Source organism: Rhizobium sp. BR 362 (assembly GCF_036528765.1).
GTDB lineage: Bacteria > Pseudomonadota > Alphaproteobacteria > Rhizobiales > Rhizobiaceae > Rhizobium.
In genome coordinates, this window is record NZ_JARWGH010000096.1 from 1 (window position 1) to 1,161 (window position 1,161).

Consider the following 1,161-nt stretch of genomic DNA (forward strand, 5'->3'; position numbering starts at 1 on the left):
ATACCGCGTCCCGTTTAACTTGACTCTTTGGCCTTCCCAAAACGCGGTGAATCTGAATCTCTGGAGCAAACCGGAGGTCTGCGATGCGATCAGGGATTTCATTGCGTGAGGATTTTGACGGAGAAGGTCTGCGGCGGCTGGCGCGGCAGACGAAGGACGCCGCCCAGGCACGACGTTTGTTGGCGCTCGCGTCGATCTATGACGGAGGCTCGCGTTCCGATGCCGCCCGTCTCGGCAATGTCACGCTCCAGATCGTTCGGGACTGGGTCATGCGCTTCAACGAGCGTGGTCCCCAAGGCCTGATCAACGGCAAGGCTCCCGGTCCGCAGTCGCGATTAAACGATCAGCAGCGTGCGGCCTTGGCACAGGCCATCGAGCGCGGACCGACGCCCTATCTTGACGGCGTTGTGCGTTGGCGTCTGTGCGATCTGGTTCAATGGCTTTGGGAAGRGTTTCGCATCTCGGTGAGCGAGCAAACGCTGAGCCGTGAGGTGCGAGCCATGGGCTATCGCAAGCTKGCCGCACGGCCCAAACATCACGCGCAAGACCCCCAAGCCATTGAGGAATTTAAAAAAAGTTCCCCGCCGCGGTGGCAGAAATTGCCGCTGGAGCGGCACGAGGCAAGCAAATAGAAATCTGGTTCGAGGACGAAGCTCGCATCGGTCAGAAGAACAAGATCACGCGCCGGTGGGCCAAGCGCGGAACGCGACCTTCAGCGCCGCATGATCAACGCACCAGATCGGCCTACATCTTTGGCGCAATCTGCCCGAAGCTCGGCAAAGCGGCAGCGCTGGTCATGCCGTGGTGCGACACCTACGCGATGACGCAGCATCTGGCCGAAATCGCCCGTCATGTCGCCGATGACGCCCATGCCATCCTCATCATGGATCAGGCGGGATGGCACATGTCCAACAATCTCGTCGTGCCCGAAAACATAACGATCCTGCCGCTCCCGCCGAAATCGCCAGAGTTGAASCCGGTCGAAAACCTCTGGCTCTTCATGCGCGAGAATTGGCTCTCGAACCGAGTCTTCAAATCCTACGACGATATCGTCAATCACTGTTGCGACGCATGGCGAAAACTCGAAAGTCAGCCCTGGCGCATCATGTCCATCGGACGCAGAGAATGGGCCAATGCGTTCTGATCAATGAGAAGCCGTAT

Annotated in this window: 1 protein-coding gene; it reads left to right on the forward strand. The window is 58.8% G+C overall.

All coding sequences use genetic code 11. The annotated features are described in order from the left end of the window. Nucleotides 1-83: 83 nt before the first annotated feature. A protein-coding gene (locus QDY28_RS30880) for an IS630 family transposase (RefSeq protein WP_331384860.1) occupies nucleotides 84-1,144 on the forward strand; the annotation gives its coding sequence in 2 pieces (ribosomal slippage) (nucleotides 84-576 and nucleotides 576-1,144; 1,062 coding nt in all). The last annotated feature ends 17 nt before the right edge of the window (nucleotides 1,145-1,161 follow it).